We start from the raw sequence: 25,507 nt of genomic DNA on the forward strand, positions 1-25,507 counted from the left end.
CGGCCGTTTCCGCGCTGAAATCTTGCAGTTCTGTCATGCAGAACTGCGGTATACGGCAGAAAATCTCCGTGCTATACTGAGCGCAAGACAGGCGGCCGGGCGCAAAACAGCCGCCCGGCCAATGCCGGACGGCTGTTTTGTTTCGGTTGGTTTACCCCACGCGCTCGATCTCCTTCTTCAGCCGCTGGATGATACGTTTTTCCAGCCGGGAGATATACGACTGCGAGATGCCCAGCGAATCCGCCACCTCTTTCTGGGTGCGCCCCGGGCCGCCGCGCAGACCAAAGCGCATCTCCATAATGACGCGCTCGCGTTTGGACAGGTGGCTGATGGCGGCGGCCAGCAGACTCTTATCCACATCCTTTTCGATGTTGTGGTGTACCACGTCGCTGTCGGTGCCCAGCACATCGGAAAGCAACAGCTCGTTGCCGTCCCAGTCCACATGCAGCGGTTCGTCTATGGAGACCTCGTTTTTCTGGTTCTGCGTTTTGCGCAGGAACATCAGAATCTCGTTCTCAATACAGCGAGAGGCATAGGTGGCCAGCTTGATGCCGCGGGACGGGCAGAACGTGTTCACCGCCTTGATGAGGCCGATCGTGCCGATGGAAACGAGATCCTCCACGCCCACGCCGGTGTTTTCAAACTTTTTGGCGATATAGACCACCAGCCGGAGGTTGTGCTCGATGAGCCGGTTTTTGGCATCCTTCTCCCCCGCTTCCAGCCCGCGCAGACAGGCGGCCTCGTCCTCCGCCCCAAGAGGAGCCGGGAGCGTATCCGGCCCGTTGATATAATAGATGCGGTTTTCGTCTAAAAGCAGCTTATGTATCACGGCCATGCATGCGCGCATGGCCCGCCGGTACAGTTCGCGCATCGCCGGCAAAAGAATCATCTCCCGATAATGTGTTGATCAGCATGGGGGTGAGCAAGGCCCGATACCGCCCGTCGCTGCTCAGGCGGCCCCCGCAAACGGCTATGAATACATCCTTGGTTTTCACCGTCCGGTTTTTCATCTGTACCGCCAGTTCATCCGGCCGGAAGGCGGGCAGCAGGCCACCCTTCCCGTTCAACCCGCCATATGGCACCATGCGCAGCCGGTTCTCCCAGCCGCTCCCCTCCAGCCGAGGCAGTTCCCCGGCCGCCCCCTTTTGAAACACGGGCCGCAGCGCACGCGGCAGCAGCGGCTGCACCGCTCCATATTCGACCACCATCACCGGCATGCCCGAGAGCGGATCGCGCAGGCTGTTGCCGGTGTCCAGCATGGCGGAAAGCGAAACCGTTTTGCCGTCCACCGAGAGCGCCAGGCTGTAAAAGCGGGACTCGTGCCGGCGCACCAGCCTGGAAAACAGTGTGATGGCCACATAGCAGGCGCCCGCCGCCAGGATGAGCGTGACCGGCGAGATATCGAAATATACCACGCCGTTGCGCATGAGCATGCCCGGCGGTGTGCAGAAAAAATAAAGTGCGAAAATCAACCCGCCGAACGCAAAACTGACCAGATAAAAAAGCCCCAGCATCTGCAAAAAGGATTTGACGGTGGAAAAGCGGTAGGCCGCCAGCACGATACCCACGGAAAGCAGGGCTTTCAGGCCGGCCGTATAGAGGATACCCATTTCCGGCAAAAAGATGAACAGCGCGTACAGCGCGCCCACCCCCGCCCCCAGAAGCAGCCGCAGCCTTTTATCCTGCCGGTGGAGCATACGGGACACGGTAAGCAGAATAAAATAGTCCAGGATGAGATTGACGGCGAACAGAACGTCTATATAGACCACTCGTACCATTGCATCGCCTCGGCAAACCAATTTCCCGCGGCCCCAAACGGGTTGCTTTTATTATAAGCGCGGCGGCGTACAAGGATTGTCACATTTTGGACGTTCCCGCATATGTTCCGTTTGCCGGTTCCGTTCTCCCGGTTCCGCGCCCGGAGCCAGGCGCCGCACCGGGATCTTCCTTCGTGTTCCATGCTCTTTCGTCCGACACTGGACAAAGCAGGCACAAATAGTATAATGTATAGGAATTCACACACAAATCCAACTATATTCAATCACATTTCATCACATCCTTGTTACTACAACTACAAAACAGCGAATCGGAGGAAATTCTACATGGAAAGCGAAAAAATCAGCTTTCGGGAACGCTTCGGCTACGGCGTGGGCGATTGGGCCCACAATCTCGGATATGCCTCGTTTGGGTGGTTCATTGTCATCTACTACACGCAGGTGCTGAAGATCAGCGCGGCGGCCGCGGCAGTGGTCACGCTGGTGGCCATGTTCGTAGGCGGGCTGGCCGACGTGGCCGCCGGCATCGCGGTGGATAAGACCCAGACCCGCTACGGCAAGGCGCGACCGTGGATTTTGCGCATGATGGTGCCGTATGCCGTTTTTCTGGCGCTGATGTTCTCGGTGCCGGACATCGGCATGACCTGGAAAATGGTCTGGGCCTTTTCCAGCCTGCTGATCTTTCAGGTCATCTATTCGTTCATCAACTCGCCCTACGGCATTCTCAATTCCCTCATCACGCACAATCAGTATGAACGGTCCGTCGTCAACCTGTTCCGCACCTTCCTCGCCTATGGCAGCGGCATCATGGTCAGCTGCGCCACCCCGCTCATTGTCACGTCCTACGGCGGCAGCTACGCGGGCTGGAGCCGCACGGGCATTACATACGGTGTTATCGCCGTCGTGCTGTTCCTGATGGTCTTCTTCTGGACCAAGGAGCGCGTGAACCTGCCGGGCGTGAAGCAGGCCGGCCTGTCGCTGGGCAAATCCATCCGCACGCTGCTGAGGAACGACAACTGGCTGTTCATCGTCATATTCGGCGCGATCTTTTTCTTTTTCTATGTCTCCAACTGCTCCACCACCATCCTCTACGTCACCTATGTGGTGGGCGCGCCAACCGGACTGCAGCAGACGCTGAACATCGCCGTGGCGCTCGGCTTCTACATTCCCATCATGATCGGTACGCTGCTGCTGCCCAAGCTGATTCTCCGCTTCGGCAAGCGCAACCTGTGCATGGCGGGCGTCGTCATTGTCATGCTCGGCTCCGCCGCCATGCTGGTGCAGCCTTCCAACCTCACGCTGCTGATCGTGGGCAGCATCATCAAAGGATTCGGCATGTCTCCCGTCATGGGCTGCTACTATGCGATGGCGACCGACACCATCGAATACGGCGAGTGGAAGACCGGCGTGCGCATCGAGGGCCTGACCTACAGCACCTCAAGCTTCACCGTGAAAGTCGGCAGCGGCCTGGGCACCGCGGCGGTGAGCATTGCACTGGCCGTCAGCGGCTATTCCGCGCAGGCACATACGCAGGTATCCTCCACTGTGACCGCCATCCAGTTCATGTACCTCGTCCTGCCACTACTCGTGGGCGCACTGATGCTGTTCCTGCTCTCCCGCTACAAGCTGGACAGCGTCTATCAGAAAGTGGAGCAAGACCTTGCCGAGCGGCACCATAAAGCCGCAACAACCCCCGTAGCAGGCTGACAGACTTGCTCGCCGGATATCCATTTGCGCGCACAAAAAGCCCGGTACGGTTCAATACCGTACCGGGCTTTTCTCTATGCCTTTAAAACAGGCCTTTCAGTTTTGCAAAGAAGCTCTTGCGCTTTTCATAATGCGGACCGTCTTTGGTCGCGTCGTCAAACTGGCGCAGCAGCGTCTTTTGCTGCTCGGTCAGGTTTTTGGGTACCTCCACCGTCACGCGCACGAACTCGTCGCCCGAACCGTAGCGGTTGAGGTTCTTGATACCCTTGCCCCGCAGGCGGAAGGTTTCGCCCGGCTGGGTGCCGGCCGGAATGTGCATATCCACCTTGCCGTCCAGCGTGGGCACATGGATGTCGCTGCCCAGCACAGCCTGCGCAAATGTGAGCGGCACGTCACAGTATATATCGAACCCACGGCGCTGGAAGATCTTGTGCGCGCGCACCGAAACAGAGATATTCAAGTCGCCCGGAGGACCTCCGTTGCGGCCGAAATCGCCCTGTCCGCGCAACGTGAGAACCTGCCCGTCGTCAATACCGGCGGGAATGTCGACCTCCAATTTGCGCGGCTTGCGCACTTGGCCCACGCCGCGGCAGTCCGGGCAGGGGTCTTTGACAATCTTGCCGGTGCCGTGGCAATGCTCACAGGGGTGGGAAGTGGACATGACGCCGAAGGGTGTACGCTGGCTGACCTTGACGGTGCCGGTGCCGTGGCAATAGGAGCAGGTTTCGGGATGGGTGCCCGGCTTGGCTCCCGTGCCGCCGCAGGTGGAGCAGGTGACCACGCGTGAGGCCTCCACCTGCTTCTTGGCACCTTTTGCGGCCTCCTCAAAGCTGATGGTTAAATGGATATGGATATCATTGCCGCGCATGGGGCCGTTGCGCGCACCACCCTGCCCGCCGAATCCGAATATATCGCCCAGATTGGAGAAAATATCGCCGAAGTCGCCGAAATCAAACCCGCCGCCGTAGGCACCGCCCGGGCCGCCGGCCCCCGGATTGAAGTTCGGGTCCACGCCCGCGTGGCCAAACTGGTCGTAACGCGCGCGCTTTTCCGAATCGGAAAGCACTTCGTAGGCCTCATTGACCTCTTTGAACTTTTGCTCTGCCGTTTTGTCCCCCGCATTGAGGTCGGGGTGGTACTGTTTTGCCAGACGGCGGTACGCTTTTTTGATCTCATCGTCTGAAGCGCCCTTGGCTACACCCAGCACCTCATAAAAATCGCGTTTGTCGGCCAATCCTATCACCACTCACACTGTATTGCAGTTCACGGCGCGAAGCGGCCGCCTGAGCTGCATGGGTTCGATGCGTTCGCTGCCGTTCTGCGGACCGATACGGTTGCAGGAGAGAGCCGCACCCTCCCCTGCAAACCGCATTGATCGTTTATTTGTTTTTGTCGTCGTCGTTCACTTCGTGGAAATCCGCGTCGTGCACATCGGGACCCGCGCCGCCGTCTTCGCCTGTGGAACCGGCGCCCGCTTCGGGACCACCCGCTTCGGGGCCGCCCGCTTCCGGACCGCCCTGGCCCGCGTTCTGCGAATAGATTTTTGCGGTGACTTCATACAGTTGCTTGGAAAGCGCTTCCTGCGCGGCCTTGATGGCCTCCATATCGGTGCCTTTGAGGGCCTCTTTCAGCGCTTTAGATTTTTCTTCCACGGCGCTCTTATCCTCTGCGGAGACCTTATCGCCCAGATCGGTCAGCGTTTTTTCCGCCTGGAACACGGCTTGGTCGGCGGCATTGCGGGCATCGACCTCTTCACGGCGCTTTTTGTCTTCTTCGGCAAACTGTTCGGCTTCCTTGACCGCCTTTTCAATGTCGTCCTTGTTCATGTTGGTGCTGGACGTGATGGTGATGTCCTGCGATTTACCGGTGCCGCGGTCTTTGGCGGACACATGCACGATGCCGTTGGCGTCAATGTCAAAGGTGACCTCGATCTGCGGCACGCCGCGCGGCGCGGCCGGAATGCCGTCCAGATGGAAGACACCGAGCGATTTGTTGTCCTTGGCCATGGGGCGCTCGCCCTGCAGCACATGCACCTCAACGGAGGTCTGGCCATCGGCCGCGGTGGAGAACACCTGACTCTTGTTCACCGGGATGGTGGTGTTACGCTCAATGATCTGGGTAAACACACCGCCGAGGGTCTCGATGCCCAGAGAAAGCGGGGTGACGTCGAGCAGCAACAGGCCCTTGACCTCGCCGCCAAGCACGCCGCCCTGAATAGCCGCGCCGACCGCGACGCATTCATCCGGGTTGATGCCTTTAAACGGTTCTTTGCCGGTGAGCTTCTGCACCATTTCCTGCACAGCGGGCACGCGGGTGGAGCCGCCGACCAGCAGAATCTTATCCAGCGCGCTCGGCTGGAGACCTGCGTCCGACAGCGCCTGTTTGACCGGACCGGCGGTCGCTTCGACCAGTTCGGCGGTCAGCTCGTTGAATTTCGCACGGGTGAGCGTCACATCCAGATGTTTCGGGCCGGTGGCGTCCGCCGTGATGAACGGCAGATTGATCTGCGTGCTGGTCACGCCGGAAAGCTCAATCTTCGCCTTTTCCGCCGCTTCCTTCAAGCGCTGGAGAGCCATCTTGTCGCTGCGCAGGTCGATGCCGTTTTCCTTTTTGAAGCCGTCGGCCAGCCAGTCGATGACACGCTGGTCGAAATCGTCGCCGCCCAAGTGGTTGTTGCCGGCCGTGGCGAGCACTTCCTGCACGCCTTCGCCCATCTCAATGATGGAAACATCGAACGTGCCGCCGCCGAGGTCGTAAACCATGATCTTCTGGTCTTTTTCCTTATCAATGCCATAGGCCAGCGCGGCGGCCGTCGGCTCGTTGATGATGCGCTTAACATCCAGACCCGCAATCTTGCCCGCGTCCTTGGTGGCCTGGCGCTGCGCGTCGGTGAAATAGGCCGGCACGGTGATGACCGCTTCGGTCACGGCGCCGCCGAGATAGGCTTCCGCATCCGCTTTCAGCTTGGCAAGGATCATAGAAGAAATTTCCTGCGGGGTATAGGCCTTGCCGTCGATGTTGACTTTATAATCGCTGCCCATTTTCCGTTTGATGGAAATGATGGTGCGGTCCGGGTTGGTGATGGCCTGCCGCTTGGCAACCTGCCCGACCATGCGCTCGCCGGTCTTGGAGAACGCCACGACGGACGGCGTGGTGCGCGCGCCCTCGGAATTGGCGATGACAACCGGCTCGCCGCCTTCCATCACCGCCACGCAAGAGTTGGTGGTACCCAGATCAATTCCGATAATTCTGCCCATATACAATTACCTCCTGTATACATGCCTGCCGGCATGGATCATTTCATATATTTCCAACTTCCCCAAAAAGGAATGCTCAGTTGGCGACTTTGACGACCGAGTGGCGAATAACCTTGTCCCCGATGGCATAACCTTTCTGGAACACTTCGGCCACCACCGACTCGCCCAGACTGTCGTCATCCACATGGGCGACGGCGTTGTGGCGGTCGGGGTCGAACGCCTGCCCGGCCTCGGCCTCGATCTCAACGACGCCCAGAGCGGAAAACCCGGCTTCCATCTGCTTGAGCGTCATCTCCACGCCCTGCTGGAAACTCGCAGGGTCGGCTTCGGCAAAGTCGATGGCGCGCGCCAGACTGTCCAGTGCGGGCAACAGCGCCTTGACCGCTTTGGCCGAGGCATCGGCGCTCAGCGCTTCTTTTTCGGAAGCCGTGCGCCGCCGATAATTCTCATACTCGGAGAGGGTGTTCGCCAGACGCTGGTTGAGCGTGTCGGTCTGCGACTTGCAGGTCTGCGCGTCGGCTTTGGCAGCGTCAAGCTCTTTTTGCAGGCGTTCGATCTCCGCTTTCTGGCTCTGGAGCAGCAGCTTGATCATTTCCGCTTCGGAAAGCTCTTTTTTGTTCCCAGCGTTCTCCTTTGCGGATTCCGCCGCCTGCGTGTCCGGCTCTCCGGGCGTTTCCGCCTCGATCTCCAGCTCCGGCTCTTTGGGTGTCTCCGCGTCTTTGCTGTTCTTCAAGGAAAATGCCTCCTTCGTACGGCTTTTCTATACGACGTCCATTTTTACTCCGCAATCCGGCTTGTCTTTTTCGAATCGGCGGAGCACTACTCATCGGGAAAGGTGTCATTGATGAGTTTGCTTAACACGGACGAGAAATATTCGATATGCGAAACCAGCTTGGCATAAGGCATCCGGATGGGACCGATGATACCCACGGCACCCTGTGTTTTGCCGCCCACCCTGTACGGTGCGGCGATCAGGCTGGAAGATCGCATGAGGTCGGCACCGTTCTCCGTGCCGATGCGCACCTTCACCTGCCCGCGCACGCCGTCCACCAGCTTGGAAAGCTGCTCCCGCTGCTCCAAGAAGCGGATAATCTCCAGCGCGGAGCCGTCGTGAAATTCGGGGTAACAGAACAGGTTCGTTTCGCCGCCGAGGAATACTTCGGCGTCGCCCAGCACGCCGATCTCATCGAACACGGCTTCCAGAACCGGTTTCAGCGCTTTGGCGTACTGCATCAGCGCCTTGTTCATTCTTTCTTTCAGTTCCGGGGTAGCCGCCTCGGGCGGCAGGCCCGCGAGCTTCTCACGCAGCATATTGGAAAAATAAGCCAGCATATCGGCGTCCACATCCTCGCCCGCCTTGCAGAGGCGGCTGCGCAGCACACCCGGCGAAGCAACCAGCACGATGAGCATCGAGCGCCTGCCCGCGGGCATGACTTCCACGCTGCGGATGCGGATGTTGGCGCGCTGCGCGGCGGAAACCGCCACGCAGCCGGTAATGGCCGCCAGCACATCCCCCGCCTTGGCGAGCACGCCGTCCAGATCGCTGCCGTCGATGCGCAGCACGACGTTAATGCGCGCCTGCTCCGACTTGGTGAGCGGGTAGGCGTTCATCAGCGAATCGACATAATACCGGTAGCCCGCCTGCGTGGGGATGCGACCTGCCGAGGTATGCGGCTGCTCAAGCAGGCCCATCTCCGCGAGTTCGGACATTTCGTTGCGGATGGTGGCTGAAGAAAGGTGCATTTCCAGCATGCCGGCCAGCAGTTTGGAGCCCACCGGTTCCCCGGTCGCCACATAGCAATCCACCAGCGCGCCCAAAATGTGCTTCTTTCGATCATCAAGCTGCATGAGAATCACCCCCGATCCCGGAAAAACGCCGCCTCGGCGCCGATACGCTCCTATCCCCGGCGAATGCCGGTGTGGAATTTAGCACTCACAGCCTTCGAGTGCTAACACTATGTACTCTATCACCATTCGCGCAAAATGTCAAGGACTTTGCACAGGGAAAGCGGAAGGAATTTCCGTCCCCTTTCCTATGGAAAAAGCAGCGCGCCGATCACCGCATTGCTCACGAGAAATCCCTGCCGGGTGAGCGCGATGCGCCCCGCGCCGCGCCGCAGAAACCCGCCGTTTTCCAGCCGCTCGACCGTCTTTGCGTCGAAGGCGGAGAAATTCGCGCCGCACCGCGCACGCAGAGCGTTTTTCTCCACACCGTCCGCCAGGCGCAGGCGCAGCATGACATATTCCTCAAAGCCGCCGCCCGGGCCGTCGCCCTCCGGCGGCCTGCCCGTGAGAAAAGCGGCAAGGTCACGTGCATAATGGAAGCGACGCCCATCAAGGAAGCCGTGTGCGCCCGGCCCCAGCCCGAGGTATTCGCCGCAGTCCCAATACCGCAGGTTGTGTCGGGAAGCAAAGCCTGGTCTGGCAAAATTGGAGATCTCATACTGCGCGTAGCCGCGGGCTTCCAGCGCGTCACAGGCGGCAAGGTAACAGTCGGCCTGCAGGTCCGTGTCCGCTTCCTGCTGCCCGCGCATGGCGAACGCCGTGCCCGGCTCCACCTTCAGCAGATAGGCCGACACATGCTCCACGCCCTGCGCCGCGGCAAATGCCACCGAGCGGCGAATGCTCTCCGGCGTCTGCCCCGGTGTGGCCAGCATCAGATCGAGTGAGAGGTTGGCAAAGCCCGCCTTCCGGGCAGCCTCCACCGCGCGCGCCACGTCCGCCGTCTTATGCCGGCGGCCCAGCGCGGCAAGTTCCGCGTCGCAGGCCGACTGCATACCCAAAGACAGCCGGTTGAAGCCCGCCGCCCGCAGCACCGGCAGCAACTCCGCCAGATCGGAGCCGGGATTGGCCTCTACCGTGATTTCCGCATCCGGCGCGACGGGATAGATCTGTTTGAAATACGTAAGCAAAGCAGCCAGCGTGCCGCCAAGCAGCACGGGCGTGCCGCCGCCGAAATAGACGCTCTCCACCCGCCGCCCGGCCAGGCGCGGCACATAGGTGCGGGCGGCGGCACGCAGAACATCCGCATACTGCGTGGCCACTTCCGGTGCGAACGGCACCGAGTAGAAATCGCAGTACGGACACTTGGCGGGCGCACAGAACGGCACGTGGACATACAGCCCCAGCGACGCGCTCATTCGTCCAGCTTGAGCACGGACATGAACGCTTCCTGCGGCACCTCTACCGAGCCGAGCTGGCGCATGCGTTTTTTGCCCTCTTTCTGCTTCTCAAGCAGTTTCTTTTTGCGGGTGATGTCGCCACCGTAACACTTAGCCAGCACGTCCTTGCGCATGGCCTTGACCGTTTCGCGTGCGATGATACGCCCGCCCACCGCCGCCTGAATGGGCACCTCAAACAACTGGCGCGGGATGACGTCCTTGAGCTTTTCCGCGATGCGCCGCCCGCGTGCATAGGCCTTGTCGGCGTGCACGATGAACGACAGCGCATCCACCACCTCGCCGTTGAGCATGATGTCGAGCTTGACCAGCCTGGAGGGCGCGTAGCCTTTCACTTCATAGTCAAAGGAAGCAAAGCCGCGCGTGCGGGATTTGAGTGCGTCAAAGAAATCATAGACGATCTCATTGAGCGGCAGTTCGTAATGCAAATCGGCGCGGGTGGCGTCGAGGTATTTGGTGTCTTTATACACGCCGCGGCGCTCCTGACAGAGCTCCATGATGCTGCCGATATAATCGGTGGGGGTGAGGATGTGCGCCGTAATCATCGGCTCCTCCGCCTGCGCGATCACGTCCGGCGACGGAAAGTTGGTGGGGTTGTCGATGAACACCGTTTCGCCGTTTGTCTTGATGATCTTGTAGACCACGCTGGGCGCGGTGGTGACCAGATCGAGATTATATTCGCGCTCCAGCCGCTCCTGAATGACCTCCATGTGCAGCAGCCCCAGAAACCCGCAGCGGAAACCGAACCCCAGCGCGATGGACGTTTCCGGCTCGAACGAGAGCGAAGCATCGTTGAGCTGGAGTTTGGCCAGCGCGTCGCGCAGGTCGCCGTATTTCGCGCCGTCGGCAGGATAGACGCCGCAGTAGACCATTGGGTTGACCTTTTTGTATCCAGGCAGCGGCTCTTTCACACCGTTTTCCACGGTGGTAACGGTGTCGCCCACGCGGGTGTCCGCCACGTTTTTGATGCTGGCGGTGAGGTAGCCGACCTCGCCCGCGCACAGGGCCTCGGCGGGCTGCAAACAGGTGGGTAGCATATAGCCCACCTCCACCACGTCGAACTCCGCGCCGGTGGCCATCATCCTGATGCGGCTGCCGGGCTTCACGGTGCCGTCCATCACCCGCATGTAAACGATGACGCCCTTGTAACTGTCGTAATAGGAATCGAAGATAAGCGCGGAGAGCGGCTTTTCCGGGTCGCCCTGCGGCGCAGGGACAGCGGCGATGATCTTGTCCAGTACGTCCTGAATGTTCAGGCCCGTCTTAGCGGAAATGCAGGGCGCGTCATCCGCCGGGATGCCGATGACATCCTCGATCTCGGCTTTCACACGGTCGGGGTCGGCGGAGGGCAGATCGATCTTGTTGATGACCGGCACCACCTCAAGCCCGTGATCCACCGCCAGATAGGTATTGGCCAGCGTCTGCGCCTCGATGCCCTGCGACGCGTCCACCACCAGGATGGCGCCCTCGCAGGCCGCCAGAGAGCGGGACACCTCGTAGTTGAAGTCCACATGGCCGGGCGTGTCGATGAGATTGAGCTCATACGCCTGCCCGTCGGTATGCGTATAGCTGAGCTTGACGGCGCGCGCCTTGATGGTGATGCCCCGCTCGCGCTCAAGGTCCATGTTGTCGAGCAACTGGGCCTCCATGTCACGCGCGGAAACGGCGCTGGTCTTTTCCATCAGGCGGTCGGCCAACGTCGATTTGCCGTGGTCGATATGGGCGATGATGCAGAAATTGCGGATATTCTCTTGCAAGCGGCTCACCTCAACTGCCGGTCGCCCGGCATGATTCATTCAGCTGGTTTGGTTTCTATTTACAGGGAAACATCTGTTCCCGGACCCTATCAACAACATCATACGATATTATAATAGCACAGAACGGGGTGCTTTCAAACTCCCCGCTGTTCATTCTTCCGCCAGCGCGTCGGCCACGCGGGCAAAATCGGCCAGCGTCAGCCGTTCGCCGCGCAGGCTTTCGTCCACGCCCGCCTTGCGTAAAGCGGCGGCCACCCGCTCTCTGGGCAGCCCCAGCCCGGCAGGCAGCGCGCTGCGCAGCATCTTTCGGCGCTGGGCGAATGCCGCGCGCACCACGCGGAACAGCAGCGCTTCGTTCCGCACGGCCACGGGCGGCTCTTGGTGCAAATCAAGCCGGATCACACAACTGTCCACCTGCGGGCGGGGCAAAAAGCTGCCCGCCGACACGTCGAACAGCACACGCGGGCTGGCGTAATACCGCACCGCCAGACTGACGGCGCCCGTATCCCGGCTGCCGGGCGCGGCGCAGATGCGGGCGGCAGCCTCTTTCTGCACCATCACGGTCACGGCCGTGACGGGCAGGTGGGACTCCAGCAGGCGCATAAGCAGCGGAGAGGTGATGTAATACGGCAGATTGGCGCAGACAGCCACCGGGCCGCCAAACTCCTCCCGGATAAGCGCGGCAAGGTCGGCTTCCATCGCGTCACCCTGCACGACCCTCACGTTGGAAAATTGATCCAGAGTTTCGGCCAGCACCGGCAGCAGGCGGGTATCCAGCTCAAGCGCTACCACCTTTTTGGCACGGCGCGCCAGTTCCGCCGTAAGCACCCCGATGCCGGGGCCGATCTCCAGCACGCCGGCGGCTTCCTCCGCACCGCAGAGCGCGGCCATGCGCGGGCAGACCGACGGATTGATAAGGAAATTCTGTCCCAGCGCCTTGGAAAAATGGAACCCATGGCGTGCCAACAGAGCCTTGATCTGCGCGGGGTTGGCAAGATCGGTCATTCGGTTTCCTCCGCGCGGAACGAATCGAACGCCTGCGGCAGCAGCTCCGCCAGCGTGAAGGTGCGAACCTCTTCCGGCCCCGCACAGTAGATGGGCAGCGAACCGTCGCTGGAAAATTCAGCGAGCACCTGCCGGCAGATGCCACAGGGGGTCACGTCTTCCCCCGCCGCGAGCGCAAGGGCGACAAAATCCCGCTCTCCGGCGGCCACAGCGGCAAAAACCGCCGCGCGCTCTGCGCAGACAGTCGCTCCAAACGATACGTTTTCCACATTGCAGCCGGTATAGACATACCCGCTGCGCGTGAGCAGGGCCGCCCCCACGCGAAAATGCGAATACGGCGCGTAGGCGTTTTCACGCACTGCACGCGCCCGCGCCACCAGCGCGAGGATGACCCGTTCCTCTTCTGTCATACCGTTCCTCCCATACGTTGCGCATTTACGAAAAAAAGCCGCCCTGTCCAAAGCAGATGCCATGGAAGAACGGCCATTTTATACCGCAGGCGGCCAAAACCGTCCGCTCCCGGAAAGACTCACTTACGCAGCGACAGTTTTTCGAGAATCGCGCGATAGCGGGTAACATCCTTTTTCATCAGGTAGTTGAGCAGGTTGCGGCGGTGGCCGACCATCTTGAGCAGACCGCGGCGGGAATGGTGGTCTTTTTTATGCTCTTTCAGATGCTCGGTGAGCTTGTTGATGCGGGCGGTGAGCACCGCGATCTGCACCTCGGGCGAACCGGTATCTTTCTCGTGGATGCGGTTGGATTCGATTACGGCTTGTTTTTCTTCATCTTTCAGCATTGCAGATACACCTCATAAAATAAGTTCATTCGCCAAGGCCGGGCGCGGGGTTCAGGTGAGGGCCCAAACGGGCCATCCCCCCGTGCTGAGCGCAAGGTAACGACAGACGGAAAAAACCGTACGATACAGTATACCAGCCCGCCGGGATTTTGTAAAGGATTTCTTTGCAAATATGCCCCGTTTTTTCATCACGCACCGCGCGGCAACAAAAAGCGCCCCGCTTTCGCGGAGCGCTTTTTGTTTGATCGTGCCAAAAAAAATCAGCGGGCGCACTGATCCTGCTTGCAGTTATCGAATTTACCCTTGTTGTCCTGGTTCTGCGCGCCCTGCTGGCGCTTGTCCTGTGCATTTTTCTGGTTTTTGTCGAAGTTGTTCTGGTTTTTTGCTTCTCTATCCCTTTGTGCCATTTTTTATCACCCCTTTTTTGGTTCCACCCGTAGTATGCTCCCACATCTGGAAAATATGCGGGTAAAAAGCGGGGCGCAAAAACACCCGCCTGTTTTCAGACGGGTGTTTTGCAAAACGGTGGCGGCCGTGCCTATGTAAACTCAGGTGCCGCTTTTCTTATTGGTCTTGTACCAGATCTGCGGCATCTGCGGATTGGGGTTCATGGTTGCGGTACCGGGAGACAGGTCTTCACCGTCGCGCGCCAGCCGGGCAAGCACGACCACACGCGCGTCGTTGAACACATAGGAGCAGGTGGACAGGGTAAGGATGTGGTCGGTGGGTTGCACATCCACCGTGGTATTGACCAGCGAACGTTTTTTGACCTCGCCGATGTAGTTCATAAACGCGTCGTTCGATGCAAAATCCGTATCGAGATAGTAGAACGTATCGCCCTGGCTGGGCACCGTGTTCACGATCATCACGGCGAAGATCTTCCAAGTCTGCTGTTTATAAACCGTGTTGAACTGGATAAGCGGCGCTTTGGCGTAGAAACCGTTGTCCTCGTAATTGACCAGTTCATGGAACATCTGGTCGTCTTTCATATTGTGCCCGTAGATAATAAGATTTTTGGAGGGTGAATCACCCAGCTTGTCGCGGTAATCCAGAAACGGTACGCCGTGCTGGTTGCTGTTCTTATAAAAATCGCGGCGCAGGTAGAAATCGTTGTCCGAAGCCTGCATCACGGGATAATTGATGTTGGTACCGGGCACGTTCACCCAGCCCTTCATGTCGCTGTTCTGTGCATAGAGCGACGCGTATTCCGGCAGGACCGGACCGGAAGACGCGGAAGCGGACGAAACCGCAGACGAGGACGCATGCACCTGGCCGGCAAGGTTGTCGTTCATCCGCTGGTTCTGATACGCTTCAATATAATACTGGATGATGGGCACCATGCACCCGATGAAAACGGCCAGCGCGGCCAGAAAAACGATCTTGCGGAAAATCTCGGCAGGTTCATCCCTCCTATGCGGAATCAGTTGCCAAAAAAAGAGTTCGGCACCTGTAATTTCGGCGGCTCAACACGGACGGCGTCCTCCGGCTGCGGCAGGCCCAGGATGAGCCTGCGCGCCATATCCAACGCATTGGAGGACGAAAGATAACGGATGTGCGCCCGCTCGCTGTTGCTGTGCCCCAACAGCAACCGGCGGACATAGCAGTCCTTCCCGTCGGACACGGCTACATAGACCAACCCGACCGGCTTTTCCTCCGTGCCGCCGCCCGGCCCGGCGATGCCGGTGATGCCCACGCCGAAATCGGCCTGTGCGCGCACCCGCACGCCCTCGGCCATCTGCACGGCGGTCTGTTCACTTACGGCGCCGTAGTCCTTGAGCGTTTTGGCCCGCACATCCAGCAGCGCCTGCTTGACACGGTTGGCATAGCTGACGATACCGCACTCGAACACGTCCGAACTGCCGGGGATCTCGGTGATACGGGCGGCGGTCAGCCCGCCGGTGCAGGATTCGGCCAGCGCGATCTTTTTCTGCCGCTCCCGCAGCGCCTGCACCACCACCTGCTGCATGCTGTCCACGTCTTCACCGTAATAGGCGTTGCCCAGCCGCTTTTTGGTCTCTTCGGCCACCGGGCGGCAGATGGCCAGCGCCTCGTCCTCGGTCGCGGCTTTGGCCGTGACGCGCAACTGCACCTCGCCCTCTTTCGCATAGGGGGAAAGGGTGGGATTCGCGCCCGCCATCAGATCACCCAAAAGCTCCTGCACGGTGGATTCGGGCAGGCCGAACTCCCGCAGGTTGATGGACGCGATGACCCCGTCGGAAAACTTCGCCAGATATGGTTTGACGCGCTCCCGAAACAGCGGGGCCATCTCCCGCGGCGGGCCGGGCAGCATGATGACGGATTTGCCGTCCTGCTCCACCACGCAGCCCGGCGCGGTGCCCCAATCGTTTTGGAGCACGATGCAGCCCTCCGGCAGCATGGCCTGTTTCTCATTGCTGGGGCCCATCTTGCGGCCGGAGCGCGCGAAATAGTCACGGATGACCTCCATGCTGTGCTCATCCCGCACCAGTTTGCGGCCAAGCACCTTGGCGATGGTCTCCCGCGTGATATCGTCGCCCGTCGGCCCGAGGCCGCCGGTGGTAATTACGATGTCACTACGCGAGAGCGCCAGTTTGAGCGCCTCGACCAGACGGGCTTCGTTATCGCCCACCACCGACTGATGCAGCACATTGATGCCGAGCAGTGCCAGTTCGTTTGCGAGATATTGCGCGTTGGTGTTGACGATGTTGCCGAGCAGCAGTTCCGTGCCCACGGCTAGTATTTCCGCATCCACTATAATCCCTACCTTTCGTTTGCCAAACCGATGATTCTATGAAAAATCCGTAAACCACAACCGGGATTTACAGACCGGGCAGTCATTCCGGGCAGACAACGATCTTTTCGGCGGCTTCCACCGCCGCGTCGAGCAGCGGGGCAAAATCGAATTTTGCCTCTTCCTGCTCCACATCCCACATGCGGGGCTTGGTGCGCGGGTGGCGCGGCGTGAACACCGTGCAGCAGTCCGCATAGGGCAAAATCGACGTTTCAAAAGTGTCGATCCGCCGGGCGACCCGGATGATCTCTTCTTTATCCATGCCGATGAGCGGGCGCAGAACGGGCAGCGTGGAGGCCGCCTGCGTGCAGGTGATGGCCTCGATGGTCTGGCTGGCCACCTGCCCGATGCTTTCGCCCGTGATGAGCGCCGCGCAGTCCTGCCCCTCGGCGATGCGCGCCGCCGCTCTCATCATAAACCTTCTTAATAAAATTGTAAAGAATTCCTCTTTGCAATGCGCGCGGATCTGCTCCTGCAGCGCGGTGAACGGCACCACAAAGCATGCGATAGGGCCGCTGTAGGCGCTGACGATTTTAAGCAGATCCAGCACCTTGGCCTTGGCGCGCGGGCTGGTGTAGGGTGGGCTGGCGAAATGCACCGCACAGACCGACATGCCGCGCCGAGCCATCATATAGGCGGCCACGGGGCTGTCGATGCCGCCGGAAATGAGCACGGCCGCGCGGCCGCAGCTACCCGACGGCATGCCGCCCGCGCCGGGCAGGCTGTCGGCGTGGATGTAGGCGGCGGTGTCCCGTATCTCCACGGTGATGGTCAGCTCAGGCGCGCGCATGTCCGCCTGCAAATCGGGAAAAGCGTCCCCCACCCGCTCCGCCACTCGTTTTGCGATCTCCGGCGAAGGCAGCGGAAAGCGCTTGTCCGCCCGCCTTGCGTTCACGCGAAACGTTTTCGCCTGCTCGATCTCATCCCGCAGGTAGGGCACAACGGCGGCTTCAATGGCCGCCATGTCTTTTTCCACCACACACGCCCGGACAAGAGACACGATGCCGAACACCTTCTGCAGACGGCGGATCGCATCGTCGATGGAGGCATCCGCATCCTGCGGCTCCACATACACGGTGGACTGCGCCTGCGTGACGGTGAACGTGCCGCAGCCCCGCAGCGTGCTTCGGATGCGTTTCAATAATTTATGTTCAAACTGCGGGCGGTTGAGCCCTTTGAGGATGAGTTCCCCATACTTTAAAAGGATGACTTCCTGCACGACGATGATTCTCCCCCGGCGACCTGTGCCGCCTCCTTAATATTTTTCAAAACCGTGTTCCGCTCTGTTCAACGGCGCGCGAGCGTGCGTGCCCCTTCGGCCACGGCGTCCGCCAGCCGCCGCACGTCCTCCCCGGTGTTGTCCCGGCAGAAGCTGATGCGCAGCGCGCTGTCCACCCGTGCGCCCGGCAGTCCCATGGCAAGCAGCACGCGGCTTTTCGCGCCGCGCGCGCAGGCGGAACCGCTGGAAACATAGATCTCCCTGGCCGCCAGAAAATGCAGCATGGTCTCGGAGCGTACCCCATCCACCGATACATTGAGGATATGCGGCGCGCCGTTTTCCGGCGAGTTGACCGTGATGAACGGCAGCGGCGCAAGCAGTTCGAGCGCCAGCGCGCGCAGTTCGGTGAAACGGGCGGCACTCTCCGCGAGCAGGGCGCGCGCCTTTTCCGCCGCCGCCCCCAGACCCGCGATGGCGGGCACCGGCTCGGTGCCCGGATGCAGGCCGCGCTCCTGCCCGCCGCCGGAAAGCACCGGCAGAACGCGGGCGCCGCGCGCCACAAACAGCGCCCCCGCACCTTTTGGCCCGTGAATCTTGTGCCCGCTGACGCTGAGCAGATCCGCGCCCAGCGCGGAGGGGCTGAAGCGCATTTTGCCGAATGCCTGCACGGCGTCCACATGCACCAACGCGGGCGCGCCCACCCGTCGCACCGCGCGTTTTGCGGCTTCCACCGGCTGGAGCGCGCCGGTCTCGTTGTTGACGAGCATCATGCTCACCAGAACGGTATCGGGCGTGACGGCTTCGGCCAGTGCCTGTGCAGGCACCACGCCGTCCGTACCCGGGCGCAGGCGCACCACTTCGAACCCCTCTTTTTCCAGCGCCGCCGCGGGGCCTTCCACCGAGCTGTGCTCGATGGCGGTGCTGACGATACGCCTGCCCCTGCGGGACAGCGCCCGCGCGGCGCCGAAAACAGCCAGATTGTTCGCCTCGGTGCCGCCGGAGGTGAACACAACCTCTCTGGCCTCACAGCCAAGGGCGGAGGCCACCTGCGCGCGCGCTTTTCCCACCAGTTCCTCAGCGGCCACTCCCATGCCGTGCAGCGAAGACGGGTTGCCAAAACAAGTGGTCATGGCATAGAGCGCGGCGTCCGCCGCCTCTCGGCAAACGCGCGTGGTCGCGCTGTTATCCAGATAAACAAATGACATCTCTGTTCGATTCCTCCAAAGTGCCCGCCTGGGCGGGCACTCTTTTGATTATAGCCAAAAACGCGGCACGTTGCAACGTGCGGGACTGCCTTGCATTTTTTCCTTGACCACCGGACGCAAACGGGGTAAAATAGGTGAGTATGTTTGTTTGTCTGTTCGGAAATAGGCAACCAAAAAGGGGACATGCGCGCATGTCCGAACGTGAGGAGGAAGCGGTTTTGGCGGTAAAATACATTTTTGTGACGGGCGGTGTGGTATCCGGCCTCGGGAAAGGCATCACGGCCGCATCCCTCGGCAGGCTCCTCAAAGCGAGGGGCTACCGGGTCACCATGCAGAAATTCGACCCCTATATCAATGTAGACCCCGGAACCATGAGCCCGTATCAGCACGGCGAGGTGTTCGTGACCGACGACGGCGCGGAGACCGACCTTGATCTCGGGCATTATGAACGGTTCATCGACGAAAACCTGTCGGTCAATTCCAACATCACCACCGGCAAGGTATACTGGAACGTCATCACCAAAGAGCGGCGCGGTGATTTCCTAGGCGGCACGGTGCAGGTCATCCCGCACATCACCAACGAGATCAAAGAGCGCATCTACCGCGTGGGGCGCACCGGCAACACCGACATCGTCATCACCGAGATCGGCGGCACGGTGGGCGATATTGAGTCCACCCCGTTTCTGGAAGCCATCCGGCAGGCGGCCAAGGAAGTCGGCCCGCACAACGCCATCTTTATCCATGTGACGCTGGTGCCGTTCATTTATGGCTCGGAAGAGTTGAAATCCAAGCCCACGCAGCACAGCGTAAAGGAGCTGCTTTCACTCGGCATCCAGCCGCATATCATTGTCTGCCGCAGCGAGCGCCCCATTCCCGAGGACATGCGGGAGAAGATCAGCCTGTTCTGCAACATCCGCCCGGAGGATGTTATCCAGAACCTCACCGCGCCGGTGCTCTACGCCGTGCCGCTGATGCTGGAGCAGGAAGGGCTTGCCGCATCCGTCTGCCACCACCTGCAGCTTGATGAGAGCCGCAAGCCTGATCTGGACGAATGGCGCGCCATGGTCAAGCGGTTTGAGGACGTCAAAGGCGACCTCACCATCGCACTGGTGGGCAAATATGTCGAGCTGCACGACGCCTACCTCTCGGTGGTAGAATCACTCTGCCACGCGGGCATCGCCAACGGCGTACAGGTACATGTCAAATGGGTCAACTCCGAAAACGTCACACAGGAGAACGTGGCCGAGCAGGTCGCGGGCTGCAACGGCATCCTGGTACCGGGTGGGTTCGGCGACCGCGGCATTCCCGGCATGATCCAGGCTGTGCGGTACGCGCGTGAGCAGAACATCCCCTATTTCGGCATCTGCCTGGGCATGCACATGGCCGCCATCGAGTTCGCGCGCGACGTGCTCGGCTTTGCCGACGCGAACTCCGCCGAGTTCGAACCGGAATGCCCGCACGCGGTCATCGCCTTTATGCCCGATCAGAAAGACATTACCAACCTCGGCGGCACCATGCGGCTGGGGCTTTATCCCTGCAAACTGAAGCCGGGCAGTCTTTGCCGCGAGATTTACCACGACGAGGAACTGATTTACGAGCGGCACCGCCACCGCCTGGAATTCAACAACGAGTACCGCAGCGAATTTGAAAGCCACGGCATGGTGCTGGCCGGGCTTTCTCCGGATGAGCGCCTGGTGGAAATGGTGGAGCTGCCCACACATCCGTGGTTTGTGGCCGTGCAGTTCCACCCCGAGTTTAAATCCCGCCCCAACCGCCCGCATCCGCTGTTTACCTCGTTCATCGCGGCGGCAAAAAAGCATAAGGCATAAGATTTCCGCAACAGACGGGAGGAATGACAGATGATGCCGGTTCTTTTCATCGGGCACGGCTCGCCCACCAACATGATTAAGCCCAACCGCTACGCGGACGGCTGGAAACAAATTGCGCAGCGCCTGCCGAAACCCGATGCCATTCTGTCGATCTCGGCGCACTGGTATACCCGTGGCAGCTATGTTTCCGTTTCGGAGAAGCCGGAAACCATCTATGATTTTTATGGATTTTCCGAAGAACTATACCAGCTGGATTACCCCGCCCCCGGCGCACCCGGGCTGGCCCGCCGTGTGCTGGAACTGTGCGGCGACACCGTGCGGCCCGCCGCATATGGGCTGGACCACGGCAGTTGGAGCGTGCTGCGCTCGCTTTTCCCGAATGCGGACGTGCCGGTCGCGCAGCTGAGCGTGGACGGCATGGCGGATGCGGAAACGGCGTTTCGGCTCGGCCAAACGCTTGCGGCGCTCCGGAAGGAAAACATCCTCATCCTGGGCAGCGGCAACGTGGTGCATAACCTTGGGCGGGTCGATTTCGACAAATCGGACGGGTATGCATGGGCGGAGGAATTTGACCGGTATATCCAGAACGCCGTGCTGGATCGGCGCTTCGACGACGCGATCCACTACGGGCGCGCGGGCGAATGTGCCAAGCTGGCCTTCCCCACGCCCGACCATTTCCTGCCTTTGCTTTATGTACTGGGCGCGGAGAAGCCGGAAGATACGCCGGACGTTTTTCTGAACGAATGCGTGATGGGTTCGCTGTCGATGACCTCCTATCTGTTTTCCTGAATCTCATAAAAACACACGGCCGACGGAATTGCTCCGTCGGCCGTTTTCTGTAAAAAATCCCGGAAAGCACGAACCGCTTTCCGAGATTTTATAGCTGTTCCACTTACGGAACAGGCAACGCCTGTCGCTCTTACTGCGCTTTGGCGTACACGCTCACTTGTTTGCGGTCGCGCCCCACGCGCTCAAACTTCACGCGGCCTTCAATCAGCGCGAACAGCGTGTCGTCGTTGCCGCGACCGACGTTCTCGCCCGGATGAATGTGTGTGCCGCGCTGACGAACGATGATGTTGCCCGCGAGAACGGCCTGACCGTCGGCGCGTTTTACGCCGAGGCGCTTGGACTCGGAATCGCGTCCGTTTTTAGTAGAACCTACACCTTTTTTATGTGCCATCGAATTTACCTCCCTGCGCATCCAAAGCAAAAGCCGAACGGCGGCTTCGCTTTTCATTCTACCCGCATCAGCCCTCGATTTTTTCGATCTGGACCTTCGTATAGGGCTGACGATGGCCCTTGCGTCTGCGGTAATTCTTCTTGGCCTTGAATTTGAAGACCAGAATCTTCTTCTCTTTACCGTTTTTAATCACTTTGGCGGACACCTTCGCGCCGTCCACATACGGCGCGCCGACGACCAGACCATCGTCCTTGCCGAGCGCAGCCACTTTCTCAAACGTGACTTCCGCGCCCTCATCCAGGCCGAGCTTTTCGACGAAAACGGTGTCGCCCTCGGCAACTTTATACTGTTTTCCGCCGGTTTCAATTACTGCATACATTTCAATAGGCACCTGCCCCTATAATCTCGCTGCACGGGGCAGAACTTGCGTTCTTTTTACAGGCCCATAACAAGCGGCACTATATAGTGTACCGCAACGGGAGCGGCCTGTCAAGCTGTTTTTACGGCCTTTTCAGTCCTTTTTCTGTAAAAGCGCCGCGGCCCGCAGTGTGTTTTGCAGCAGCATGGCGCGGGTCATGGGGCCCACGCCACCCGGCACCGGGGTGATATAGGACGCTTTTTCGGCCACCGCCTCAAAATCGACATCCCCGGCCAGCTTGCCGTTTTCCAACCGGTTCATGCCCACGTCGATGACCACCGCGCCGGGCTTGACCATATCGGCTGTGACGAAATGCGCACGCCCCACGGCGCACACGAGGATGTCCGCGCGGGCGGTCACCTCCGCCAGATTGGGCGTTTTGGAATGCGCGACGGTGACGGTGCCGTCGGCATGAAGCAACAGCATGGCCATCGGCTTGCCCACGATGTTGCTGCGCCCGATCACCACACAGGTCTTCCCCGCCGGAGAGATGCCCGCATCGGCCAACAGTTCCATCACACCCGCGGGCGTGCAGGGCAGAAACTCATACTCTCCCAGCATGATGCGCCCCACATTGGAAGGGTGAAACGCGTCCACGTCCTTGGCAGGGTCTATGGCCTCGATGACGGCCCGCTCGTCGATCTGAGGAGGCAGCGGCAGCTGCACCAGAATACCATGCACCTGCGGGTCGCGGTTAAGCTCGTCCACCAGGGCCAACAGTTCCGCCTGTGTGGTTTCGGCGGGCAGCCGCCGCCCCACCGAGCGGATGCCGACCTCGGCGCAGTCTTTCTCCTTATTGCGCACATAGACCTGCGAGGCCGGGTTGTCCCCCACCAGCACCACGGCCAGCGCGGGCGTGATGCCGCTCTCCCGCAGACGCCGCACATCCTCTGCCACCCGCGCGCGCACGCTTGCCGCCACGGCCTTACCGTCCAGCAGTTTCGCCGGCATCCTTATTCCTCCTCTTTCTTCGGGCCGTCCGGCTCGGAAGCATCCGTTTTATCCGCATCGGCGGGCTGCGCATCGTCTGATTCGTTTGCCAGCTTCCTGCGCTCGGCTTCCACCGCTTCGGCCGCTTCGGTGAACAGCGGCGTATAATCCGCTTCTTTTTCGGAGGCGACTTCACGCAGCTTCATCCGTTTATAAAGAATAATGCAGAGCGCGATGACGAACGAAAGCACCGCCACCAACTGCGACACGCGGATATTGCCGATCATCAGGCTGTCGGTACGCAGGCCCTCGATGAAAAACCGCCCAAAGCCGTACCACATCACATACAGCAGGAAAACTTCGCCGTTGAACTTGCGGCGCCCGGATTTGGAATAGAAATGCAAAATCAAGAACCCGAGGATGCACCAGACGGATTCAAAGAAAAAGCAGGGCTGGTAGCCCGTATTCACATTGTTCGGGTCCACCCCGGCCATGCGCCACCATGCGTTGGTCGCCGCACCGTAGGCTTCGCGGTTGAAAAAATTGCCCCAGCGGCCGATGGCCTGCCCGATGGGGAAACCAAGCCCCGCGATGTCGAACACCGCGCCTACGCTGATCTTTTTCACTTTGCAGACGATGAACGCTGAAACGAGCGCGCCGATCACACCACCGTAGATGCCAAGCCCACCGTCGCGCAGCATCAAAATGGAGAGAGGGTTCTCAAAATACGGATTGACGCCATAGGGTGACGGATAGAAGATCACATAATACAGACGGGCGCCCACCACGCCGCAGATGAGGGAAATGATGATGATATCGACCAGGTCTTCCGCGCTGACGCCGAAGTCCTTGCAGCGCCGAAACGCATACCACATGGCGAGCAGCAGACCGATGGCGATGAGGATACCGTACCATTTGATCTCAAGCCCGCCGATGCTAAACGCGGTCGAGTGGATCGGAAGGGAAAGGCCAAGCCCCGGAAATGTGACCGGAATGTTTTCATTCATGTGTTTGCAACTCCTGTTTAAATCGTTTGAACAGCGAATGCGGGGATGCTCCGGACAATGAGCCTGTCCATAAACCGGGAAAGAAGAAGGACGTGGGAAGATTCGGCGCATTCCTTCCTTTTCACTCATTTATAGCCAGGCTTTATGTAAAGCGGGCGCGCCGCGCCCGCCTGCCAGCCTGTTTCTCAGGATACCGGTTCGGCCTGCACCGGCAGAATGACCGACAGCGCCGCGTTTTCCCGCCGCAGGACGGTTTCCAGCCGGTTTTGGACGTCGTCCTCCGTCACCTGCGCGACGGCTTCCACCATGTCGAACGGGCCCATGCCCAGGAAATGCAGGCCCGCCATGGCGTTGGCCACACCGTCCACCCGGTCGTAATGCGCCGCCAGACGGCCGTAGGTGTATTTTTTGGCGCGGGCGAACGCCGCCGGGTCGATTCCTTCCTGTTTGAGCTGGTCGATTTCCGCGAAGATTGCTTCGGCCACCGCGTCGGGGTCGCGCGATTCGCCGCCGAACAGTACCGTACCGAAGCTGCGCCCGGTGAAAGTCTCGGTGCCGAAGCTGGTGTTGATGAGTCCCTCATCATACAGCCTGCGGTAAAGCGGCGAAGCGCTGCCGGACAAAATTTCCAGCAGCACGGACGTGACAGCCTCACCTGCGGCAGCCTCTTTGCCCGCGGCCGGTTTATCTTTGAACCCGAGGTTGAACAGCGGCACCGAAACCGACAGGCGCTGCTCCACACGGGGCTTCACCACGCTGTCCGGCTCCTCCTCGAACAGACTTTCCACCCCGCTGGGCGGCGCGTCCTTGAGCAGCTTATCGGCCAGCTCGGCCACAAGCGCGGGGTCCACGTCCCCCGCCACGCAAAGCGCCATGTTGTGCAGGTTGTAAAACGCATGGTAGCACTCGTAGAGCAGGTCGGCGGTGATGTGCGAAATGGATTCGGTGGTGCCGGCGATGTCGATCTTCACCGGGTGCGTGTGATAAAGCGCCCCCAGAAGGTTGAACATCACCCGCCAGCCGGGATCATCCTCATACATTTTGATCTCCTGCCCGATGATGCCCTGCTCTTTCTGCACGGTCTGCTCGGTGAAATACGGCTTCTGCACGAAATCCAGCAAAATCTCAAGGGATTCCCTGAACCGCTCGGTGCTGGAAAACAGGTAGCAGGTACGGTCGAACGAGGTATAGGCGTTGGCGCTCGCGCCCGTACGGGCGTAGCGCGAAAACGCGTCGCCATCCTCGCTCTCAAACAGCTTGTGCTCAAGGAAATGCGCGATGCCCTCCGGCACCGTCACATCTTTATCGCCCACGCGGAAATGGTTGTCGATGGAGCCGTAGCGCGTGCCGAAGATGGCATATTGGGACGCATAGCCCTTTTTGGGCGCGATGAAGATATCCAGGCCGGTGGGATGTTTGGCATACAGCACCGTTTCGCCCAGCCGCTCGTTTGTAATGGTGGTGAATTCCATC

24 protein-coding genes are annotated in these 25,507 nt (G+C 60.1%); 3 read left to right on the forward strand and 21 right to left on the reverse strand.

The window, feature by feature from the left end:
* Positions 1–151: 151 nt before the first annotated feature.
* Both sigE and spoIIGA read right to left on the reverse strand, forming a co-directional pair.
* On the reverse strand, positions 152–847 hold the full coding sequence (gene sigE / locus ETHHA_RS08210; RefSeq protein ID WP_242822116.1) for an RNA polymerase sporulation sigma factor SigE: 696 nt from the start codon (positions 845–847) through the stop codon (positions 152–154).
* Positions 819–1,778: a sigma-E processing peptidase SpoIIGA gene (gene spoIIGA, locus ETHHA_RS08215; protein ID WP_013485519.1), complete on the reverse strand. Its 960-nt coding sequence runs from the start codon at positions 1,776–1,778 to the stop codon at positions 819–821. The genes sigE and spoIIGA overlap by 29 nt, the downstream gene beginning before the upstream one ends.
* 324 nt (positions 1,779–2,102) lie before the next feature.
* Here spoIIGA and ETHHA_RS08220 point away from each other — a divergent pair, with 324 nt between their 5' ends.
* Positions 2,103–3,482, forward strand: coding sequence for an MFS transporter (locus ETHHA_RS08220; protein WP_049776587.1), 1,380 nt, complete (start codon positions 2,103–2,105; stop codon positions 3,480–3,482).
* Between the two features lie 82 nt (positions 3,483–3,564).
* On the opposite strand, the gene dnaJ is transcribed toward ETHHA_RS08220, so the two are convergent.
* From dnaJ to ETHHA_RS08285, 14 genes are all read right to left on the reverse strand, one after another.
* A complete protein-coding gene (gene dnaJ / locus ETHHA_RS08225; RefSeq protein WP_013485521.1) occupies positions 3,565–4,716 on the reverse strand; it encodes a molecular chaperone DnaJ in 1,152 nt (383 codons plus the stop codon).
* A gap of 145 nt (positions 4,717–4,861) precedes the next feature.
* Positions 4,862–6,739, reverse strand: coding sequence for a molecular chaperone DnaK (gene dnaK / locus ETHHA_RS08230; protein WP_013485522.1), 1,878 nt, complete (start codon positions 6,737–6,739; stop codon positions 4,862–4,864).
* Positions 6,740–6,815: 76 nt separating this feature from the next.
* Entirely contained in the window at positions 6,816–7,472 is a 657-nt protein-coding gene (gene grpE / locus ETHHA_RS08235; protein ID WP_013485523.1) for a nucleotide exchange factor GrpE, read from the reverse strand.
* A gap of 86 nt (positions 7,473–7,558) precedes the next feature.
* A complete protein-coding gene (gene hrcA, locus ETHHA_RS08240; RefSeq protein ID WP_013485524.1) occupies positions 7,559–8,587 on the reverse strand; it encodes a heat-inducible transcriptional repressor HrcA in 1,029 nt (342 codons plus the stop codon).
* 185 nt (positions 8,588–8,772) lie between these two features.
* Positions 8,773–9,879: a radical SAM family heme chaperone HemW gene (gene hemW / locus ETHHA_RS08245; RefSeq protein WP_013485525.1), complete on the reverse strand. Its 1,107-nt coding sequence runs from the start codon at positions 9,877–9,879 to the stop codon at positions 8,773–8,775.
* Positions 9,876–11,675 (reverse strand): translation elongation factor 4, encoded by a 1,800-nt coding sequence (gene lepA / locus ETHHA_RS08250; protein WP_013485526.1) that lies wholly within the window; start codon positions 11,673–11,675, stop codon positions 9,876–9,878. The genes hemW and lepA overlap by 4 nt, the downstream gene beginning before the upstream one ends.
* Positions 11,676–11,825: 150 nt before the next feature.
* Positions 11,826–12,680, reverse strand: a complete 855-nt coding sequence (rsmA, locus tag ETHHA_RS08255) for a 16S rRNA (adenine(1518)-N(6)/adenine(1519)-N(6))-dimethyltransferase RsmA (RefSeq protein ID WP_013485527.1) — start codon at positions 12,678–12,680, stop codon at positions 11,826–11,828.
* Complete coding sequence (locus ETHHA_RS08260) at positions 12,677–13,090, reverse strand: cytidine deaminase (protein ID WP_013485528.1); 414 nt, start codon at positions 13,088–13,090, stop codon at positions 12,677–12,679. The genes rsmA and ETHHA_RS08260 overlap by 4 nt, the downstream gene beginning before the upstream one ends.
* A 119-nt stretch (positions 13,091–13,209) precedes the next feature.
* Complete coding sequence (gene rpsO / locus ETHHA_RS08265) at positions 13,210–13,476, reverse strand: 30S ribosomal protein S15 (RefSeq protein WP_013485529.1); 267 nt, start codon at positions 13,474–13,476, stop codon at positions 13,210–13,212.
* Positions 13,477–13,736: 260 nt separating this feature from the next.
* Positions 13,737–13,883 (reverse strand): hypothetical protein, encoded by a 147-nt coding sequence (locus ETHHA_RS15560; protein ID WP_013485530.1) that lies wholly within the window; start codon positions 13,881–13,883, stop codon positions 13,737–13,739.
* 141 nt (positions 13,884–14,024) lie between these two features.
* Positions 14,025–14,930: a class B sortase gene (gene srtB, locus ETHHA_RS08270; protein ID WP_083803675.1), complete on the reverse strand. Its 906-nt coding sequence runs from the start codon at positions 14,928–14,930 to the stop codon at positions 14,025–14,027.
* Positions 14,897–16,207 (reverse strand): competence/damage-inducible protein A, encoded by a 1,311-nt coding sequence (locus tag ETHHA_RS08275; RefSeq protein ID WP_013485532.1) that lies wholly within the window; start codon positions 16,205–16,207, stop codon positions 14,897–14,899. Before ETHHA_RS08275 ends, srtB begins: the two co-directional genes overlap by 34 nt.
* Before the next feature lie 82 nt (positions 16,208–16,289).
* Positions 16,290–17,465 carry a tRNA uracil 4-sulfurtransferase ThiI gene (thiI, locus tag ETHHA_RS08280; RefSeq protein ID WP_013485533.1) on the reverse strand — a complete coding sequence of 392 codons (1,176 nt, stop codon included), beginning with the start codon at positions 17,463–17,465 and terminating at the stop codon, positions 16,290–16,292.
* 68 nt (positions 17,466–17,533) lie between these two features.
* Entirely contained in the window at positions 17,534–18,670 is a 1,137-nt protein-coding gene (locus ETHHA_RS08285) for a cysteine desulfurase family protein (protein WP_013485534.1), read from the reverse strand.
* Positions 18,671–18,888: 218 nt separating this feature from the next.
* On the opposite strand from ETHHA_RS08285, the gene ETHHA_RS08290 reads away from it, so the two are divergent.
* Together ETHHA_RS08290 and ygiD are read left to right on the forward strand one after the other, a co-directional pair.
* Positions 18,889–20,499 carry a CTP synthase gene (locus tag ETHHA_RS08290; RefSeq protein WP_013485535.1) on the forward strand — a complete coding sequence of 537 codons (1,611 nt, stop codon included), beginning with the start codon at positions 18,889–18,891 and terminating at the stop codon, positions 20,497–20,499.
* Between the two features lie 30 nt (positions 20,500–20,529).
* The gene (gene ygiD / locus ETHHA_RS08295; RefSeq protein ID WP_013485536.1) at positions 20,530–21,288 is read left to right on the forward strand and encodes a 4,5-DOPA-extradiol-dioxygenase; all 759 of its coding nucleotides are present in this window, start codon (positions 20,530–20,532) and stop codon (positions 21,286–21,288) included.
* A 130-nt stretch (positions 21,289–21,418) separates the two neighbouring features.
* Here ygiD and rpmA read toward each other — a convergent pair whose 3' ends face one another.
* From rpmA to yfmH, 5 genes are all read right to left on the reverse strand, one after another.
* A complete protein-coding gene (rpmA, locus tag ETHHA_RS08300) occupies positions 21,419–21,679 on the reverse strand; it encodes a 50S ribosomal protein L27 (RefSeq protein WP_278244169.1) in 261 nt (86 codons plus the stop codon).
* Positions 21,680–21,746: 67 nt separating this feature from the next.
* Positions 21,747–22,058 (reverse strand): 50S ribosomal protein L21, encoded by a 312-nt coding sequence (rplU, locus tag ETHHA_RS08305; protein ID WP_013485538.1) that lies wholly within the window; start codon positions 22,056–22,058, stop codon positions 21,747–21,749.
* Positions 22,059–22,190: 132 nt separating this feature from the next.
* Entirely contained in the window at positions 22,191–23,048 is an 858-nt protein-coding gene (gene folD / locus ETHHA_RS08310; RefSeq protein WP_013485539.1) for a bifunctional methylenetetrahydrofolate dehydrogenase/methenyltetrahydrofolate cyclohydrolase FolD, read from the reverse strand.
* Between the two features lie 2 nt (positions 23,049–23,050).
* Entirely contained in the window at positions 23,051–24,034 is a 984-nt protein-coding gene (gene lgt / locus ETHHA_RS08315; RefSeq protein ID WP_013485540.1) for a prolipoprotein diacylglyceryl transferase, read from the reverse strand.
* 185 nt (positions 24,035–24,219) lie between these two features.
* Complete coding sequence (yfmH, locus tag ETHHA_RS08320; protein ID WP_013485541.1) at positions 24,220–25,506, reverse strand: EF-P 5-aminopentanol modification-associated protein YfmH; 1,287 nt, start codon at positions 25,504–25,506, stop codon at positions 24,220–24,222.
* Position 25,507 lies beyond the last annotated feature (1 nt).

Origin of the sequence: Ethanoligenens harbinense YUAN-3, from assembly GCF_000178115.2 — a bacterium.
Taxonomy (GTDB): Bacteria; Bacillota; Clostridia; order Oscillospirales; family Ethanoligenentaceae; genus Ethanoligenens; species Ethanoligenens harbinense.